The sequence below is a fragment of the Paraburkholderia sp. JPY465 genome (assembly GCF_050436725.1).
Lineage (GTDB): Bacteria > Pseudomonadota > Gammaproteobacteria > Burkholderiales > Burkholderiaceae > Paraburkholderia > Paraburkholderia youngii.
This window is the reverse complement of the sequence record NZ_JBNDMT010000003.1, coordinates 1,661,891-1,678,185: the sequence shown is the minus strand read 5'-3', so window position 1 is coordinate 1,678,185 and position 16,295 is coordinate 1,661,891. Positions and strand designations below refer to the sequence as shown.

The 16,295-nt window shown below is 63.0% G+C and carries 16 protein-coding genes and 3 tRNA genes; 14 read left to right on the top strand and 5 right to left on the bottom strand.

From position 1 onward, the window contains the following. Positions 1 to 111: 111 nt before the first annotated feature. From QFZ94_RS22375 to QFZ94_RS22345, 7 genes are all read left to right on the top strand, one after another. A complete protein-coding gene (locus QFZ94_RS22375) occupies positions 112 to 909 on the top strand; it encodes an ABC transporter ATP-binding protein (protein WP_429459548.1) in 798 nt (265 codons plus the stop codon). Further along, a complete protein-coding gene (locus tag QFZ94_RS22370) occupies positions 909 to 1,769 on the top strand; it encodes an ABC transporter permease (RefSeq protein WP_429459546.1) in 861 nt (286 codons plus the stop codon). Before QFZ94_RS22375 ends, QFZ94_RS22370 begins: the two co-directional genes overlap by 1 nt. Positions 1,770 to 1,851: 82 nt before the next feature. Continuing rightward, entirely contained in the window at positions 1,852 to 2,928 is a 1,077-nt protein-coding gene (locus QFZ94_RS22365) for an ABC transporter substrate-binding protein (protein ID WP_429459544.1), read from the top strand. Continuing rightward, positions 2,925 to 4,079: an LLM class flavin-dependent oxidoreductase gene (locus QFZ94_RS22360; protein WP_429459542.1), complete on the top strand. Its 1,155-nt coding sequence runs from the start codon at positions 2,925 to 2,927 to the stop codon at positions 4,077 to 4,079. Before QFZ94_RS22365 ends, QFZ94_RS22360 begins: the two co-directional genes overlap by 4 nt. Positions 4,080 to 4,150: 71 nt before the next feature. Then, entirely contained in the window at positions 4,151 to 4,597 is a 447-nt protein-coding gene (locus tag QFZ94_RS22355; protein WP_429459540.1) for a MarR family winged helix-turn-helix transcriptional regulator, read from the top strand. A gap of 47 nt (positions 4,598 to 4,644) precedes the next feature. Next, on the top strand, positions 4,645 to 4,917 hold the full coding sequence (locus QFZ94_RS22350; protein ID WP_429459538.1) for a hypothetical protein: 273 nt from the start codon (positions 4,645 to 4,647) through the stop codon (positions 4,915 to 4,917). Further along, positions 4,905 to 5,168 carry a hypothetical protein gene (locus tag QFZ94_RS22345; RefSeq protein WP_429459536.1) on the top strand — a complete coding sequence of 88 codons (264 nt, stop codon included), beginning with the start codon at positions 4,905 to 4,907 and terminating at the stop codon, positions 5,166 to 5,168. Before QFZ94_RS22350 ends, QFZ94_RS22345 begins: the two co-directional genes overlap by 13 nt. A 280-nt stretch (positions 5,169 to 5,448) precedes the next feature. On the opposite strand, the gene QFZ94_RS22340 is transcribed toward QFZ94_RS22345, so the two are convergent. Both QFZ94_RS22340 and QFZ94_RS22335 read right to left on the bottom strand, forming a co-directional pair. Next, positions 5,449 to 5,535 (bottom strand) — tRNA-Leu (locus QFZ94_RS22340). 367 nt (positions 5,536 to 5,902) lie between these two features. Continuing rightward, positions 5,903 to 6,490, bottom strand: a complete 588-nt coding sequence (locus tag QFZ94_RS22335) for a glutathione binding-like protein (RefSeq protein WP_429459534.1) — start codon at positions 6,488 to 6,490, stop codon at positions 5,903 to 5,905. 131 nt (positions 6,491 to 6,621) lie between these two features. On the opposite strand from QFZ94_RS22335, the gene QFZ94_RS22330 reads away from it, so the two are divergent. The 4 genes from QFZ94_RS22330 to QFZ94_RS22315 all read left to right on the top strand — a co-directional run bounded on the left by QFZ94_RS22330 (position 6,622) and on the right by QFZ94_RS22315 (position 9,224). After that, positions 6,622 to 6,975, top strand: coding sequence for a winged helix-turn-helix transcriptional regulator (locus QFZ94_RS22330; protein ID WP_429459532.1), 354 nt, complete (start codon positions 6,622 to 6,624; stop codon positions 6,973 to 6,975). Between the two features lie 144 nt (positions 6,976 to 7,119). After that, the gene (locus QFZ94_RS22325; protein WP_429459530.1) at positions 7,120 to 7,593 is read left to right on the top strand and encodes a MarR family winged helix-turn-helix transcriptional regulator; all 474 of its coding nucleotides are present in this window, start codon (positions 7,120 to 7,122) and stop codon (positions 7,591 to 7,593) included. Then, positions 7,586 to 8,287: an SDR family NAD(P)-dependent oxidoreductase gene (locus QFZ94_RS22320; RefSeq protein ID WP_429459528.1), complete on the top strand. Its 702-nt coding sequence runs from the start codon at positions 7,586 to 7,588 to the stop codon at positions 8,285 to 8,287. Before QFZ94_RS22325 ends, QFZ94_RS22320 begins: the two co-directional genes overlap by 8 nt. Before the next feature lie 475 nt (positions 8,288 to 8,762). Further along, on the top strand, positions 8,763 to 9,224 hold the full coding sequence (locus QFZ94_RS22315) for a hypothetical protein (protein ID WP_429459526.1): 462 nt from the start codon (positions 8,763 to 8,765) through the stop codon (positions 9,222 to 9,224). Positions 9,225 to 9,540: 316 nt separating this feature from the next. Here QFZ94_RS22315 and QFZ94_RS22310 read toward each other — a convergent pair whose 3' ends face one another. The 3 genes from QFZ94_RS22310 to QFZ94_RS22300 form a co-directional block, all read right to left on the bottom strand. After that, positions 9,541 to 10,827 carry a tyrosine-type recombinase/integrase gene (locus QFZ94_RS22310; RefSeq protein WP_429459524.1) on the bottom strand — a complete coding sequence of 429 codons (1,287 nt, stop codon included), beginning with the start codon at positions 10,825 to 10,827 and terminating at the stop codon, positions 9,541 to 9,543. A 165-nt stretch (positions 10,828 to 10,992) separates the two neighbouring features. Further along, a tRNA-Leu gene (locus QFZ94_RS22305) sits at positions 10,993 to 11,079 on the bottom strand. A 227-nt stretch (positions 11,080 to 11,306) separates the two neighbouring features. Further along, positions 11,307 to 11,393, bottom strand: a tRNA-Leu gene (locus QFZ94_RS22300). A 413-nt stretch (positions 11,394 to 11,806) separates the two neighbouring features. On the opposite strand from QFZ94_RS22300, the gene rnr reads away from it, so the two are divergent. The 3 genes from rnr to rpiA all read left to right on the top strand — a co-directional run bounded on the left by rnr (position 11,807) and on the right by rpiA (position 16,140). Beyond that, on the top strand, positions 11,807 to 14,302 hold the full coding sequence (gene rnr / locus QFZ94_RS22295) for a ribonuclease R (RefSeq protein WP_368582790.1): 2,496 nt from the start codon (positions 11,807 to 11,809) through the stop codon (positions 14,300 to 14,302). 132 nt (positions 14,303 to 14,434) lie between these two features. Then, positions 14,435 to 15,178, top strand: a complete 744-nt coding sequence (gene rlmB, locus QFZ94_RS22290; protein WP_013089240.1) for a 23S rRNA (guanosine(2251)-2'-O)-methyltransferase RlmB — start codon at positions 14,435 to 14,437, stop codon at positions 15,176 to 15,178. A 266-nt stretch (positions 15,179 to 15,444) separates the two neighbouring features. Continuing rightward, entirely contained in the window at positions 15,445 to 16,140 is a 696-nt protein-coding gene (gene rpiA, locus QFZ94_RS22285) for a ribose-5-phosphate isomerase RpiA (protein ID WP_368582791.1), read from the top strand. Positions 16,141 to 16,295 lie beyond the last annotated feature (155 nt).

Genomic DNA, 16,295 nt, shown 5'->3' with positions numbered 1-16,295 from the left:
CATTTTTTTCCGGGCCGACATAGGTGCGGCGGGGAACGTAAGGCCATATTTGGTTAGCACGAAAACTTCCTTTGCACATCGACGTTGCGCGTTTAGCCTGTTCGCCTTTCATTGAGCACGTCGCCGTCGCGGCTGCCCGGGCAGGCCATGTCGCTGATCCAGCTTTCCAACGTAACCAAACGGTATGACGCGGCCGGCCAGGCGCTGACCGTCCTGTCCGACGTCAGCTTCGAGGTCGGGGAGGGCGAATTCATCAGCATCGTCGGGCCGTCCGGATGCGGGAAAAGCACGCTGCTGCACACGATCGCCGGCTTCACGAAGCCGACCGAAGGACGCGTGCTGAAAGGCGGCCGCGCGATCGAACAACCCGGCCCCGACCGCGCAGTGATGTTCCAGGAATACTCGCTGTATCCGTGGAAAACCGTGCTCGACAACGTCGCGCTGGCGTTGAAGCCCAAACGCGTGTCGCGCGCCGAACGCGAAGCGATCGCGCGCGACTACCTGCGCCTCGTCCAGCTCGAAGGCTTCGAGCATCACTATCCGTCGCAACTTTCCGGTGGCATGCAGCAGCGGGTGAGCATCGCGCGGTGTCTCGCGAGCGGGCCGGATGTGATCCTGATGGACGAGCCGTTCTCCGCACTCGACGCCTTGACGCGCGACCTGATGCAGGAAGAGATCCTGAAGATCCGCGAGCGCGAACGCAAGACCGTGCTGCTCGTCACGCACAGCATCGACGAAGCCGTGTTCATGAGCGACCGCGTGCTCGTGATGTCGCGGCGCCCCGGCCACATCAAGGAGGTCGTTACGATCGACCTGCCTCGGCCGCGCACGCTCGCCATGCGCGCGGCCGACCCGGCGTTCATCGCCTGTCGCGAGCGGCTGACCGCCAGCTTGCGCAAGGAGGTCTGATGCCGGGTTCCGATCGCGTCAACGTCATTCGGGCGGACGAGCCGCCGCGCGCGGCGCACAGAGGGCATAAAGGTCGCGGAGGGCGCGCCATCGACGTGCTGCGCCACGGTGCCGGTTTCGCGAACCGCTGGGCGCTCGTCATCACGCTGCTGCTGCTCTGGCAGGCCGGGTCGGGCCTCGGCTGGATCAATCCGAATGCCTTTCCCGCGCCGCTGACGATCGGCCGCACGATCGTCGCGCTGGCCGCTTCGGGCGATCTGGAAGCGAACCTGTGGAGCAGCATCACGCGCGTGTTCGTCGGTGTCGCGGCGGCGGGCGTCGCGGGCATCGCGCTCGGCATGCTGTGCGCGCGTTACGCGCGGCTCGCGTTTTATCTGACGCCGCCGATCGAACTGGTCCGCCCGATTTCGGTCATCGCGTGGATTCCGGTGGCGATCATCTGGTTCGGACTGGGCGATGCGTCCGCGTGGTTCATCATCGCGCTCGGCGCGTTTTTCCCGATCTTCACCAATACCTTCGCCGCGATGAAGCAGATCCCGCCAGTCTATCTGCGCGCTGCGCAGACGCTCGGGCTCGACCGCCGCCAGCTGTTGCTCGACGTGTTGTGGCCGGCGGCGTTGCCCGGCGTGCTGTCGGGGATCCGGATCGGGCTCGGCGTGGGCTGGATGTGCGTGATCGCAGCGGAGATGATCGCGTCCACCGCGGGCCTCGGCTACATGATCCAGACCGCCCGCGTGATGATCGAAACGGAGCAGGTGTTTGCCGGCATGATCGTCATTGGCGTGGTCGGCTTTCTGATGAACCTCGGCATGGTGGCGATCGAACAGCGCGTCACGCGCTGGCAACCGCGCGGGTTGTAGTTGTCGTTCGTTGATTCTTTTTCGCCGGGTCGCGAGAGCCGGCGCTTTCGCCCGTCCCTCGCGGGCATCACAAGGAAAATCGGTGCAAACTCCGCTGACTCATCGCCTGTCGCTTTTCGGATCCGCCGGCCTGCTGGGCCGGGCGCTCATGGCCGCCGCCGCGTTCGCGTGCGCGTCGGGGGCGTCGGCCGCGCCGCCGACGAAGATCGTCCTCGGCTACCAGGCGCTGTGGGCGTCGGGCGGCGACATCTTCGAGACGCTGCGGCATACCAACATCCTGCAGCTGTACGGTTTCGACGCCGAGTTCAAGACCTTCACGTCGGGGCCGCCGCTGGGCGAAGCGGCCGTCGCGGGCGCCGTCGACAATTTTTACGCCGCCGACGCGCCGGTGTTGCGCGCGGCGAGCCGGCTGCCCAGCTCGAAGGTGCTCGCGCGCTCGCACGATTCGAGTTACGCGATCGTGGCGCAGCCCGACTTCCACGGCGGCATCACGGACCTGAAGGGAAAAACGCTGTCGGGCCTGTTCGGCACGACCGTGTTCCCGCGCGCGATCCGCCAGATCACGACGGCCGGCATCGCCGATCCGTTCCGGCAGATCCACATCGTCAACCAGGACATTCCGGAGGCCGCGGCCGCGCTGCAGGCGAAGCAGATCGACGCGACGGTGACGTGGGACCCCATGGAGGAAAAACTGCGGCGGCTCGGGTATCGCTCGATCTACGACAGCAAGCCCGGCGAGAACTTCGGCTGGCTCGGGCTGACCGGCAACTGGCTGCAGAAAAACGGCGACGACGCGGCGGTGCGCTTCCTCGAAGCCTGGATCACGGCCGCATGGTGGACGTCGAACCACGCCGACGAGGCGCGCGGCTGGTTCGCGAAGACGTCCGGCATCGACAGGAGCCTGCTCGAAGTGGCCGACCGGTCCGACCGTTATCTGCGCGCGCCGGTGCCGGACATCAGGCAGTACGATTTCCGCATCGACGATCAGACCATTGCCGGATCGCAGAGCGTTGTCGATTTTCTCGTGCAGCAGAAGCTGCTGCCTACGCGTATCGATGTTAAGCAGTACGTCGCGTCGTCGTACATCGAGCGCGCGCAGCAGGCCGTTCGCGACGGCAAGACGCCGGATCTTGCGGCGATCAAGGTGATCGCGCCATGACCGCGCCCATCGATGCGCTGTACGCGGACAGCCCGCTCGAACGGGCGTTCCGGCAGCCGCTGATGCTCGGGCTGTTTCTGCCGGTCTACGACGGAGGCTGGTCGCCGTCGGCCGCGCCGCGCACGACGACGTGGACCTATCCGTACAACGCGACACTCGCGCAGCGCGCCGAGGCACTCGGCTTCGACCTGCTGTTCGGCCCCGCCGAGTGGGTGGCGAAAGGCGGTTACGGCGGGGCGATTCGTTTTCGCGAGAACTCGATCGACCCGTTCATCACGACGGCGGCGCTGGCGTCGGTCACGCGCCGCATTCTGCTGGTGTCGACGGTTCACGTGCTGTATGGCGGCCTGCATCCGCTGCTGCTCGCGCGCTACGGCGCGACGCTCGATCACATCTCGGGCGGGCGCTGGGGCGTCAACGTCGTGACCGGCCATTCGGTGCGCGAGGCGGCGATGTTCGGCCAGTCGCGCGCGGAACACGACCTGCGCTACGAGATGGCCGACGAGTTCGTTACGGTCATGAAGCGATTGTGGCAGCGCGAAGACAACCTGACGTTCGACGGCCGGTTCTGGAAGCTCGACGCCGCATTCGTCAGTCCGGCGCCGACCTTCGGGCGGCCGGTGCTCGTCAGCGCGACCGGTTCGCCGGCCGGCTTCGATTACGCGGCGCGCCATTCCGACATTGTGTTCATTACGAGCCCCGCCGGCGCGCAGATCGACAACGCGCTGGCCGCGTTGCCCGCGCACGTCGCCGCGTTGAAGGCCGTGGGGGAGGGCCACGGCCGGCGCCTGCGCGCGCTGATCAATCCGATGGTCGTCTGCAAGCCGACCGAACGCGAGGCGCGCGACTACTACGAACACATCGTGCACGACGCCGACGACGATGCGGTGGACGGCTATTTCCGGCACTTCGCGCTGGCCGACAGCAAGGCGTGGGGCCAGCACGACCGGAGCGGCCGGATCGTCGGCGGCAACGTGCAACTGGTCGGGGATCCCGAACAGATCGCGGACGGCATCGAGAAATTGCAACGCGCGGGATGCAACGGGGTTCAGCTGTCGTTTTTCGATTTCAGGCCGGATCTGGAGTTCTTTGGTGAGCAGGTGTTGCCGCTGCTGGTGGAGAGAGGACTGCGGACGCCGGCGAGTCTCTGACGGTTCGGCCGTCGGCCGAGTGCTTGATCCCGCGACGGACGAAGGTCGCGTCGACCGCGAAGATGGTTGTCTTGCTAATCGATTTGTGGTTCAATCGCTCCATGTTCGATCATTGCCTGTACTTCAATTCTTCCGCCCTCGCGCGTCTGGTCGAGCGTGAATGGGGCGCCGTGTACGCCCGGTTCGACCTGACGCCGCCGCAGGGGTTCGTCCTGCGTGTCGTGCTGGCGTCGCCCGGGTGCCTGGCCAGCCAGGTGGCCGACACGCTGAAGATCGCCCGTCCCACCGCGACACGACTGATCGACAGTCTTTGCGAAAAAGGCTTGATCGAGCGCCGGCAGGGGGAGGCCGACGCCAGGGAGCGGGGCGTTTATCCCACGGCAGAAGGCAAGGCGCTGGACAAGCCGATCAATGCGGCCAGCGCGCGGATTGCGAAAACGCTCCGTTCGAAGATCGGATCGGCACTGTTTGACGCGGCAGTTTCGGATATGGCGAAAGTGAGAAAGGCGATCGGGTGATTTCCGTTTTGGCCAATGATTGTCTTGCTAATTAATATGGAGCGCGTATGCCGTCGACGACGCGGGGCCCGGAAGGGTATCGTCAGCAGGACTTCATGAGGGTTGGCCGGCGGCGCTGGATCGCGGGCGTTTCGGTTGTGATCGTGACGATGGCGTTAGTCGGCGCGGCGGCCTTCTGCTCGACGTCCAGCGTTCGGGCGAACAACAAGCGGTGCCTGGAGAGCCTTGCTAACGACGAAGACATAGCATTGGAGGCGTTTTTCCAGAATCCCGCGGAGCAGGACGCGCTCGTCCAGGCCGTGACGCAGTGCGCGAGATAATCGGTATTCTGACGGGGGTTAATCCTCGGACGGCCGAGGCGACCAAACACAAAGGACGCAGCATCGGCGAGTGGCTAGCAGCGGAGCGCGACGCCGTATTTCGCGAAGCGACGCTTCAAGCGCAAAGGCTCGGTCTGCGCGTTCCAACAATGGATGAAGTTGTCAGCGGAGAACGCTATGCCGCCGGATCGGTGGACTATTGTGCGAAGTGGGCGTACTGCGTTGTGGAGGCGATGCATAAGGCCGCTTGAACGTACCACCGCGCCAGAAGTCAGGTTGCGGAGCACGTGACGCGTGGCAAGAACGCGGATCAGCGGAGATCGGGCCGTTCTTCGTTCCGGTTACGGGAAAAGAGAACGACGACGTCATGTCGACTTCTGCAAGTCAGTTGGGACAGCACGGGGCGATGCACTGTGCACTGCCTTGGCACGCACTTCAGCTGAGCTAAGAGCATTCCCCCAAACACCGCCCTGCGACGAGGCTTTGTGAGGTCTTTCTGGTCTGCATTGTTCGCCCATCATGGAATAATGATGGTGCCCGAGAGAGGATTTGAACCTCCACGGTGTTGCCACCGCCAGGACCTGAACCTGGTGCGTCTACCAATTCCGCCACCCGGGCCTGCATTCAGATAAGTCGATTATTATAGCTTCGCCCAGTAGATCGTGTCAACAAGAATTCTCCCTTCTGCATCATTGATCATGACGCAGTGCGCTGTCAATCTGGTTGCCAAAACACGCTCAAGACGGCATTGAACTGGCCGCCTGACCAATGTCGGGATCCAGTGCCAGCGCCCGGGCAATCGCGACTCGCTGCTGCTGGCCACGACGGGTGCGGCGTTGCGCGTCAATGGTGGTGTATTGCGCTCCATTGCCTGACGGTACAAGAGACGCGGCCATCGCGTTGACGGCCAAAGCCGGCAGCCATCGTGCCCTTGGTCACCGTGCCGTCGAGAAGGCGGCGCACTCGCGTCCACGTGGTCAGGCAGTCATGCGGCCAGTCCCTCGGCCGTGAGCGCCTTGACGACAGAGGGCTCAGCCTTCATTCGCGCGAGATAGTCGCCAAGCCGCTCGGGCACCCCGATTCCGAACATCGTCGCCCAACTCAGCATCACAAACAGATACGGGTCGGCGATCGTCATCCGGTCGTCGACGAGAAATGGTTTATCGCCAAGCTGTTCCGCAACCGTGGCAAAGCGACGATCCAGCATCTGCCGCGCCTTGGCTTTTTCCGGCTGCGGCGCATCGTAGAAGAAGGGCTTGAAGTGAGGATGGATCTCAGTCGTCAGGAAGGTCAGCGATTCCAGCGCTCGCCATCGGACCAGGCCGTCAGCGGGCAGCAACTTGCCAGACTGCTGCGCGATATAGACCAGAATGGCGAGATTCTCGGTCAAGAGCGTTCCGTCGTCGAATTCGAGCGCCGGCGTATAGCCCTTTGGGTTGATCGCCAGGAAATCGCGGCCGTCCGCGGTGCGCTTGTTCCGATCGACAGCAACGAGGTCATGGGGCAATCCGGCCTCGATCAGCGCGATATGGTCGGCCAGGCTGCAAGCACCCGGGGCGTAGTAAAGGATCATGTTGGCGTCTCCGTGCAAGTTGAGGTGGCGGGTAGCGTCGGCGGCATGGTCATCGATGTTGACCAGCGGAATTTAATTGACTAGATTCGACCTGCCAAGAACGCATATTTTCAGGACCAGGTCATATCGCCATGACTGCCCCCTCACACTTCGATTGCAGCCATGTCCGCGAGATTCTCAGCCGCGTGGGCGACAAATGGACCATGCAGGTCATCGTTGCGCTGCGCGAACGGCCGCACCGGTTCAACGATTTGAAGCGTCAGGTCGGCGGTATCTCGCAACAGATGCTGACGCGAACGCTGAGAGTGCTCGAACGAGACGGCATGGTCACGCGTTCGGTCTGCCCGACCACGCCGCCGCAGGTGGAATACGCGCTCACGGACTTCGGGCGCTCGCTCGCCGAGCCTGTCCGCAATCTGGCGATATGGGTGCAAACGCATCTGGCCACCATTCACGAAAACCGTTCGCGATACGACATGGAGTGACCCTAGGCGGACGGCCTCAAATTCGGGGAACGGCATTGCCTGCTGCATTTGCAGACTTCCTCCGATGCGCGTTCATGCCTTTCTGCTTTGCCGGGGATATCAGGCAATCTTGACATTTGACAGTGTGTTGTCAATAATTCGTCCATGGATAAAGATAGCGCACGGCGGTTTCGCCGATTTTCCCGCAGCCTGATCGCGGCTCAGGTCGTACTGTTGAAGCATGGCGATGCGATGACCAGCCACTTTGGACAGAGTTCGGCGCGTTGGCGGGTGTTGTTGAGGATTAGCGAGGGCGACCAGACCGTTCCTGCCGTTGCCCGATCAAGCCAACTGACGCGGCAGGCGGTGCAGCGCGTCGCCGACGAATTGGTGGCCGAAGGCTGCCTCGTCTTCTCGCCGGATGACACCGACAAGCGCACGCAGCGGGTGTCGTTGACCGCCAAGGGCAAGAAGGTTCTCGCCCGGCTGGAGCGCAATTTCGCGGCGTGGGCCAGTCGCACAGCCGGGTTGTTTCCATTAGAGAAGCTGGAAAAGCTGGCGCAACAACTCGATGCCGTTACCGAAATATTAGCGGCCGATCTGGCACGCGGCGTCACGATGGAGCAGGACAATGACTGAACGCATCGCATTCGTCACGGGCGGAAACAAAGGCTTGGGCCTCGAGACAGCGCGCCGGCTGAAAGACATGGGGTTTCGCGTTTATATCGGCGCGCGCGAATCCGGGCGGGGAATGGAAGCGGCATCACGGCTCAATGTCGAGTGGCTTCAGCTGGACGTCACCGATGAAGCGAGCGTGCGCGATGCCACCGCCCGACTGCGCGAGCGCGAAAGCCGTCTGGACGTGCTTATCAACAACGCCGGCATCGCAGGTTCCCGAAAGCCGGCCGCCGAACTGACGGGCGAAGATGCCGAGTCCGTGTTCGCCACCAATGTCGTCGGGCCGGTGCGCGTCATGAACGCCTTTATTCCACTGATGGAAACGTCCACGAACCCCATCATCGTGAATGTGTCCAGTGGCCTCGGCTCATTTGCCGTCACACAAGACCCGCAGCGGTTCGAGTCGCAAGTTCGTTTGCCCCTCTACTGCGCGTCGAAAAGCGCATTGACCATGCTTACGGTGCAATACGCGCGCGCGTTGCCCAACTTCCGCATTAACGCGGCCGATCCCGGCTATACGTCCACGGACTTCAATGCTCACCGTGGCCTGCAAACCGTCGAGGAAGGCACGGACGCGATCATCCACTTGGCGACACTTCCGCCAGAAGGGCCGACCGGCACTTTCGTCGATCGCCACGGCGTGGTGCCCTGGTAATTCCGCGTCACGTCTTTCGCGTCGGCGCGGCGTATTCCACTTCCGAAGCCGCAACGGCTGATCGGATAAACGTACCAGATCCACGCCACACACATCTTCACGACTGCATCGGCGTCTCCGGCCAGGAAGCACGGCTGGTCGCGCTGTCGTGCTTCGCATCGAGCCTCGCGGTGCGAGTCTCGCCTACGGGCTTCCATGCCATCACTGACGCCTACGGCCCGGATTTCCTCGATCCGGGCCTGCGCGCTTCGCTTGCGTGCGGTCGGCACACGGGCTGGCCGTTGCCTGCCTAGCCGTCTCCCCTGGCTTCATCACCTTGTCCGCGACTGTAGCCCGCGGTCTTGCGCCATCAAGGGGCGCAGGGCCGTGTCCTCGCTGCACTGCGGGCCGTACCAACCCTGCGCTTGTTTCCTTGACTGAGACACTCGCTCCTCATCTGCGAGATAGAACAAACGTTGTATTCGTCGTTTCAGCCGTGGAAGACCCCGAACGCAAGCCAGCCATCGCAGCCGGCTTTCGTGGCGGTCGCTATATTTCTGCCGAGGCGAGCGCACGGGGTGAATGGATGCCCGACGGTGCCAAGCAGCCGGGCTTCGATGCCTACGCAACTTCCAAGCAAGCCATTCTGGCGTCGGCGATGGTATTTGCTCGCGAGACTCCGCGGCTGCACTTCAACGCGATCGAACCGGGGTCAATCCAACGACCGGTCTCGGGGGGGGGCGATACTGGAACTCTTATGCGATTGCTTCAGAAATTCGTCATCCCGCTCCTCGTGCCGTTGGTTATATCTTTTATGAAAATCCTGAGCATACCAAAGCGGTCTGCCAAGGTAATCACCGGAATCATGACCGATGGGTCGGGTCAGACCGGGGTTTACTACGACGAGCGCGGTAATCCGATGCGAGGCTCTGCACTTGTTCGCGATCCTAAATTTTAGGAGCGCGTGGTTACGGAAACGCGGGCCCTTCTATCAACAATTCACACCGGGACGTGAAGATGGGGAGCAACACGCAACTTGCGCTGGTAACCGATGCATCCTCGGGTAGGCTGCTTGAACTTGAGTGGGAGCAGGACATGAAGAGACCGAGTGGGAATAGCGATCCGCTCGTATCGACGTTCGCCTTCTTTTCCGAACAGGGAGGGATCCACGGTTCTTCCGCATTTTCGATTTTGATCGGGTGATGGGCAAACGGAGCCCATGAGGCCGCATAGAGCTGCCGGCTGAAATCGCAGCCTGCGTGGCGACCGATGCTTCAGGCAGCGATCTCGTCAGTTTCGTTGCGTTGTGACGGGGTTGGTGCTAGCTGGGGATGCGTTGCGTTGACCCGGCGGGCGAAGCTTGCCTGCTGGGCAGGAGACATTCCGGTTCCCAGTGCATCGAGGTAATCCGCATACCACTGCATCATCGAGCGACGTTGCCGGAGGTATTTGGCGTGATTATAGTCGCCTGCGATACCTCCCTCGAGGTGCGACAGTTGTGTTTCGACATGGTCTTTTTCCCAGCCGTGATCGCGAAGAAGAGTGCTCGCAGTATGGCGGGTGCCATGGCCGACCATACGGCCCTTGTAGCCGATCTTCGAGAAAACGAGATTGATCGTGTTCTCGCTGATGACTTCGTTCTTTATGCCGATGCCGGGAAAAAGATAGCGGTGGCGTCCAGTCAGCTTCTTCAGTTCACGCAATGCGCTGACGAGTTGGGACGGCAGCGGCGCGACATACAGACGCCGCATCTTCATCTTTTCGGCCGATATCGCCCAGAGGGCGCCGTCGAGGTCTACCTCGGTCCATTCGGCATAACGCACCATGCCGGGCCGGCTGGCCGTCCAGATCGTCATCCACGCCGCAGTGTAGGCGATGAGGCGGCTCGTTGATTTCCCGAGTGCGCGAAGGAATTCAGGCAACTCGGGTTCGAGAAGATGAGGGTACGGCTTTGACTTTGGCGCCGCTTTGGCAATGGTCTTGAGTTCGGAGGCTGGGTTGAACTCGCAACGTCCCTCTGCGATTGCCTGGCTGAAGATCTCACGTAGCCAACCGCGGGCTTTCTTCGACACGTTCAGGGCATCCCGTTTTTCGAAGCGCTCCTGGACGCGGGCGCAGTCTGCGCGGGTGATGTCCTGGAGCATCATCGACCCGATCTCGGGCAGGATGTCCTTGTCAAGGTACGTGCGCATCTTGTCAAGCGTTGAGCTGGCCCGACCAGCAACCTCTTTGCGCTTGTACCATCGCTCGGCGGCCGAACGGAAAAGCTTCTCCTCAGTTTCTTTCGAGACCTTTCTGGCGGTGCGCCGATGGTGGCCGGGGTCCGTGCCGTGAGCCAGTTGCGTCCGGGCTGTAGACGTAAGTTCACGGGCGTCCTGAAGAGAAAGCGCGGGGTAGGTTCCGAAGGAGATGCGCCGCTGTTTTCCGGCGAAGCTGTACCGGAAATGCCAGCATTTGGGGCCGGCGGGGGGCACAAACAGGAACAGGCCGCGGCCGTCCTTGAGCGTGTAGTCACGGCTGGCGGGTTTGGCCAGTTGGACCTGTCGGGCAGTCAGAAGCATGGTAGTACATCCAGTCAGCTCGAACTTTCGATGTACTGGCCAGTGTACTACTTTGACACACGCTTCAGTTGAACAACGATGGACCCTAAAAAAACACAAAACCCCGCTGCGATAAGGCTTTGCGGGGTCTTGCTGGACTGCGTTGTACGACTCTGAACAGCTTTATGGTGCCCAGGAGAGGACTCGAACCTCCACGGTGTTGCCACCGCTAGGACCTGAACCTAGTGCGTCTACCAATTCCGCCACCTGGGCACGTCTTCAAGCTAGACCGCTATTTTAGCAAGATGATTAAGTTTGTCAATCTCTGCTTCAAACAAACTTGCTTTTCTCATCCGCCTGGTTGAACGTGCAGCGAAGTGATGCAACCGCTACCGAACCACCGTCCTGCTCATCCGGCAATCGAAACACGAACAGCGATTTCGACTACCAGGCCTTACACAAAAAAGAGAGCCGCCAGAAGGCGGCTCTACTTTCGAATCTGGTGCCCAAGAGAGGACTCGAACCTCCACAGTGTTGCCACCGCTAGGACCTGAACCTAGTGCGTCTACCAATTTCGCCACCTGGGCAGGTGATGAACTGCAAAGACCGCCATTATAGCGACCGATTTCGACCTGTCAAGCGATTTGCCGAGCGCGTTTCAACCTCGCTGCGAGCCGGCGCACGACGCGTCCGAACCACCGGCGCAGGCCCGCGTGGCGCCCGACACGGGTGTTAGAATGCCTCGCAGTAGTTCGTTGGCACGATGCACATCCGGTGCCGCGACGCGAGTGTCGACATGCGATCAGCCAGTCGCGCGCCGGCCTTGCGTTGAACGAGCCGAACCCGGGCAGTTTCCTGTGCAATCGCAGTAGAGCAGAAGAGCAGCAAGCAGCAGGTGCAATGACCGAGGCAGCGCAGCCGCCCGACAGATCCAGCCGAGCGCAACTGCGCGCATTAAGCAAACGCCTTCCAGGCCGGACCACATCGCCGACCGACGTCCATGCAACGAGAAAAAATCATCGACAAGCCCTTGAGCAAATTTCCGTATCCGATTCCAAGCCGCGAAGAAATCCTCGGCGTGCTGCGCACGAGTGAAACGCCGCTTGCCGCGAACGACATCGCCGAAGCCCTGTCGATCAAGCGCCAGGAGCGCGAAGGATTTTTCAAGCGTCTCGGCGCGATGGAGCGCGACGGCCAGATCCGGCTCGATCAGCGCAATCTCTATCAACTGACTCATCCGTCGAACTTCGTCGCGGGCCGCGTGCAGGGCCATCGCGACGGCTACGGTTTCCTGATTCGCGACGACGGCCAGGACGACCTGTTCCTGCCCAACGGCGAGATGCAGAAGGTCATGCACAACGACCGCGTGCTCGCGCGCATCGTCGGCTATGACCGGCGTGGGCGGCCCGAAGGGCACATCGTCGAGGTCACGGACCGCGCGAACAAGCGCGTGATCGGACGCCTGCTCAACGAGAACGGCGCGCTGATCGTCGCGCCCGAAGACAAGCGCATCGGCCACGACATTCTGATCACGCAGAACACCCGCAAGGCGAAGGTCGGCCAGGTCGTGGTGGTCGAGCTGACCGATTTTCCGAGCCGTCATTCGCAGCCGCTCGGCCGCGTGGTCGAAGTGCTCGGCGACATCGACGACCCCGGCATGGAAATCGAAATCGCGGTGCGCAAGTACGGCGTGCCGCACGAATTCAGCGAGGCCGCGCTAGGCGAAGCGGCCAAGCTCCCCGATGAAGTGCGCCCGGCCGACATCCGCCATCGCGTCGATCTGCGCGACGTGCCGCTCGTCACGATCGACGGCGAGGACGCGCGCGACTTCGACGACGCCGTCTATTGCGAGCCGGTCAAGGTGGGCCGCGGCGACGGCTTCCGCCTGATCGTCGCGATCGCGGACGTGTCGCATTACGTGCTGCCGCAAAGCGGGCTCGACACCGACGCGATCGAGCGCAGCACGTCGGTGTACTTCCCGCGCCGCGTGATCCCGATGCTGCCGGAGAAGCTGTCGAACGGACTGTGCTCGCTGAATCCGCAGGTCGACCGCTGCGTGCTCGTGTGCGACATGATCGTCACCGCGCGTGGCGACGTGAAGGCGTATCAGTTCTATCCGGGCGTGATGCATTCGGCCGCGCGGCTCACCTACACCGAAGTTGCCGCGGTGCTGACGAACACCAAGGGTCCCGAGGCAACCCGCCGTGCCGCGTTGCTGCCGCAACTGCAGAATCTGTATGGCGTCTACAAGGCGCTGTTCGCGGCGCGCCAGAAACGCGGCGCGATCGACTTCGATACGACGGAGACGTACATCGTCTGCAACGCGCAGGGCAAGATCGAGCAGATCGTGCCGCGCACGCGCAACGACGCGCACAAGCTGATCGAGGAATGCATGCTGGCCGCGAACGTGTGCGCGGCGGATTTCCTGAAGCGCAACAAGCATCCGGGCCTGTTCCGCGTGCATGCGGGCCCGAGCGCGGAAAAGCTCGAGAACCTGCGCACGTTCCTGCGCGGCATGGGCCTGACGCTCGGCGGCGGCGACACGCCGCACGCGAGCGACTACGCCGCACTGATGGCGCAGATCCGCGACCGGCCCGACGCGTCGATGCTGCAGACCATGCTGCTGCGCTCGATGCAGCAGGCGGTCTACAGCCCCGACAACATCGGCCACTTCGGTCTCGCCTACGAGGCCTACGCGCACTTCACGAGCCCGATTCGTCGCTATCCGGACCTGCTCACGCATCGCGCGATCTACGCGATCCTGCAGGGCCGCAAGTATCAGCCGCAGCCGCCGCACGGCGTCGAGCTCAATACCGCGCTGTCGCCGCGCGCCCGCGCAATGCAGCAGGCCGACGAGGAAAAGCGCGGTGCCCGCGCTCGCACGAACAACGTAGCGATCTGGGAAGAGCTCGGGCTGCACTGCTCGGCCAACGAGCGCCGCGCGGACGAAGCATCGCGCGACGTCGAAGCATGGCTCAAGTGCTATTTCATGCGCGACAAGCTCGGCGAAGAGTATGGCGGCATGGTCAACGGCGTCACGTCGTTTGGCATCTTCGTGCAGCTCGATTCGCTGTTCATCGAAGGTCTCGTGCATGTGACCGAACTTGGCTCGGACTACTTCCAGTACGACGAGATCAGGAACGAGCTGCGCGGCGAGCGCACCGGCATTCGCTACCGGCTGTCGGATCGTGTGCGCGTGCAGGTGAGCCGCGTCGATCTCGACGCACGCAAGATCGACTTCCGTCTCGTGCGCGATACGCCGATCAAGCCGCCCGCGCCACGCGGTATGGCGGCGGACAAGGGCGAAGGCGCTGGCCCGCGCGTGCGCGTGTTGCCGTCGGCGGAAAGCGGCGCGTCGGTGCCGGGTCAGCGGCGCAAAAAGGCCGCGCCCGCGCAGAGCGTGGCGGTCAAGGAAGCGCGCGCCGCGCGTGGCGCGGCGAGGAAGCATGGCGTCGCGAGCAAGGCGGCGTCGAAGCAGGCACGCAAGAAGCGCTGAGGCTTTCACAGCGCCGCGACCGCGCGCAGCGGGCACGTGAACGCGTGCCGGTTGCGCGCGGTCTGCCTTTTGGTTTCATCTTCATCACAGTGGCGCGCGTTGAATGCGCGTCCAATCAAAGGTTGTTCAGTCATGGCACGTCATAAGGTTTTATACGGTTTCCACGCAGTGACCGCGCGTATCCGGCACGATGCGTCGACGGTCGAGGATGTCTATTACGACGCGACGCGCAAGGACCGTCGTATGACCGAATTCCTGCAGGCCGCGAAGGACGCGGGCGTGCGTCTGATCGCCGCCGACGAAACGCGTCTGTGGGGCCTTGCGCGCACAGAACGTCATCAGGGCGTGGTCGCGCGCGCGGGCGATCTGCCGCTCGCGCAGAACCTCGCCGAACTGCTCGACGGCATCAGCGGCTCTCCGCTCATCCTCGTGCTCGACGGCGTGACCGATCCGCACAATCTCGGCGCCTGCCTGCGCGTCGCCGACGCGGCTGGCGCGCATGCGGTGATCGCGCCGCGCGATCGCGCGGTGGGACTGAACGCGACTGCCGCGAAGGTCGCGAGCGGCGCGGCCGACACGGTGCCGTACATCACGGTCACCAATCTGGCGCGCGCGCTGCGCGAACTGAAGGACGCGGGCGTCTGGGTGGTCGGCACGGCCGGCGACGCGCAGAAGAGCGTCTACGAAACGGAACTCGACGGGCCGGTGGCGCTCGTGATGGGCGCGGAAGGCGAGGGCATGCGGCGTCTGACGCGTGAAACCTGCGATGTCGTCATGAACATTCCGATGGCGGGGACGGTGGAGAGCTTGAATGTGTCCGTGGCTAGCGGGGTGTGTCTGTTCGAGGCGGTGCGGCAGCGGGCGGTGAAGAAGTAGTTTTCTGTCGTCGGACTCGTTGTTGGACGATTGTTGGCGCCCGGAACGCGGTGGTGGTTTCGGGCGCTTTGTTTTGGATGTGGAGGATGAGGCTGTCTCCGCAGGAGACTCCTTGGCTCATCAAGAAAAGACGTATTCCCGTGAAAAGCTGTCCGGCAAATCAGCGGACTGCACGACACAAAGCGCCCCCACCGCGCGCCCAAACCGAACCCTCCCCCCGCCACTCCGGTAAACTATCGGTTTTTCACGCTTTTCCCGCCTCTCCCATGACTCAAGACGAACTCAAGCAACTGGTCGGCCAGGCCGCCGCCGATTACGTGAACGCCAACGTACCGCAAGGCTCGGTGGTCGGCGTCGGCACGGGCTCCACCGCGAACTGTTTCATCGACGCGCTGGCCGCCACCAAATCCCGCTATCGCGGCGCCGTGTCGAGTTCGCTCGCCACCACCGCGCGTCTGCAATCGCACGGCTTCAAGGTGCTCGACCTGAACGAGATCGACTCGCTGCCGGTGTACGTCGACGGCGCCGACGAAATCGATCGCAGCGGTGCGATGATCAAGGGCGGCGGCGGCGCGCTGACGCGCGAGAAGGTCGTCGCGTCGGTGTCGGAAGTATTCGTCTGCATCGCGGATGCGAGCAAGGTTGTCGAGACGCTCGGCAAGTTCCCGCTGCCGATCGAAGTCCTGCCGATGGCGCGCACCGCGATCGGCCGCCGCGTGACGGCTCTCGGCGGCGTGCCCGTCGTGCGTGTGACGAAAGAGGGCGCGCCGTTCATCACCGACAACGGCAACGAGATCATCGACGTGAAGGGCTTGAGCATCAGCGACCCGCGCACGCTCGAGGCGCATATCAACGCATGGCCCGGCGTCGTCACGGTCGGCCTGTTCGCGGGCCGCGGCGCGAATGTGTGCCTGCTCGGCACCGACACCGGCGTGCAAACGATCACGTACGGCCAGAATTAAGCGGCTGCATTTCTGTTCGCTCTGACGCGTGCGAACCGCTCCAGCGGTTCGCACGCGTTTTTTATTGCGCTCGCCCGTCGCGGCGGCAATCGCGCACCCATGGCGGAAAATGCCTGGCTCCGCGCGCAGACCATTCGCCGTCGATGCTAGCCGCG